The 1,366-nt window shown below is 66.8% G+C and carries 3 protein-coding genes; 2 read left to right on the forward strand and 1 reads right to left on the reverse strand.

Features of this window, described 5'->3' with window-relative positions; genetic code table 11:
• The coding region (locus EOA38_RS36725; protein WP_189435188.1) for a nicotinate-nucleotide--dimethylbenzimidazole phosphoribosyltransferase at positions 1–259 on the reverse strand (259 nt) is incomplete at its 3' end.
• 161 nt (positions 260–420) lie between these two features.
• On the opposite strand from EOA38_RS36725, the gene EOA38_RS36730 reads away from it, so the two are divergent.
• Positions 421–651, forward strand: coding sequence for a DUF1289 domain-containing protein (locus EOA38_RS36730; RefSeq protein WP_126093916.1), 231 nt, complete (start codon positions 421–423; stop codon positions 649–651).
• 13 nt (positions 652–664) lie between these two features.
• Positions 665–1,366 (forward strand): TIGR02281 family clan AA aspartic protease (locus EOA38_RS36735; RefSeq protein ID WP_127301513.1); only part of this gene is annotated, 702 nt, incomplete at its 3' end.

Below are 1,366 nucleotides of genomic sequence, written 5' to 3' on the forward strand. Positions count from 1 at the left end.
AGACCGGCCGCGGCGAGATGGCATGCCGGACAGCGCCGTGGTTGCCGGCAAAGATCGCCACAAGCGGCCGGTTCACGGCCGGCGGCGCGCGCCCGCTCCAGGCGGCGAGCCAGGCAGCAATATCCTCGACCCGGCCCAGCGAGGCTTTCGGCTTGTCGGTTTTGGCAAACAACATGCGGACGCGGGTTTCGGCGGCGGCGTCCGTCGGCGGCAGCGTCGCCAGGAGAGTGCGGAAATCATCGAAAGGCTTTGCGGTCATGTCGGATGCGGTCTCTTTGCGGGAACAGGCAGCGGCATAGCCGCCTTCACTGCCCGGCACAACCGCCCGCAATGCCGCGAAAGTGCCGGTTGACGGCGCATTGCGGAGGGCTTGCATTGGCTTCGCGGTTGCACCATGTGCAATGAACGCAAGAGAACAGCATGACCGCCATCGAATCTCCCTGCATACTCGTCTGTTCGATCGACATGAAAACCGGCTTTTGCTTCGGCTGCGGCCGCACGCGTGACGAAATCGCGAGCTGGCTCACGATGACGCCGGAAGTCCGCCGGGCGGTCATGACCGAGTTGCCGGCGCGGCTGGAGACGGTCGAACGCCGGCCTCGCCGCGAAACGCGGCGCGCCCGCATGGCGCGCGAGCGCGACATGTTGTGAGGAAGGGCTGGCCATGAACCGCCTGTTCTGGATCGTCATGCTGGTGATCGGCGCCGGCGTGATCCTGCTGATGATGAACGATTCCGCCGGCCGCACCTTCGGCATCGAGAACCACGATTTCAGCCGGCTGATCTGGGTTGGTGTGCTGGTGGCAGTGATCGGCGCGAGCCTTGTTCGCTCGGGCAGGCCGCTCGGTGACATGGCGCGCAATCTCGGCGTCTGGGCCGCGATCGTGCTGGCGCTGATCGCAGGTTACCAATATCGCTACGAACTGCAGGACGTTGCCAGCCGCGTCACGGCCGGCCTCGTTCCGGGGAGCCCCTTGGCGCTGGGCGTGGACAATGGACGTGCCACGGTCACGCTCGACAAGGCCGACAACGGCCATTTCGAGGCCCGGATCCTCGTCAACGGCGCGCCGGTGCGGACCGTGGTCGACACCGGCGCGACCAGCACGGTGCTGACGGCGGAGGACGCCCAGGCGGCCGGCTTCAACCCGGCGGCGCTCAGCTACACCGTGGACGTTTCGACCGCCAACGGCATGGCGCGCGCCGCTACCGTGAGGGCCAACGAGATGGCGATCGGCGGCATCGTGCGCAAGGACATGCCGGTCATGGTCGCGGCGCCCGGCATGCTCGAGCAAAGCCTGCTCGGCATGAATTTCATCAGTTCGCTGTCGGGTTTCGACGTGCGCGGCGACCGCATGGTGCTGCGCGAC

The sequence above is a fragment of the Mesorhizobium sp. M1E.F.Ca.ET.041.01.1.1 genome, from assembly GCF_003997355.1.
GTDB lineage: Bacteria > Pseudomonadota > Alphaproteobacteria > Rhizobiales > Rhizobiaceae > Mesorhizobium.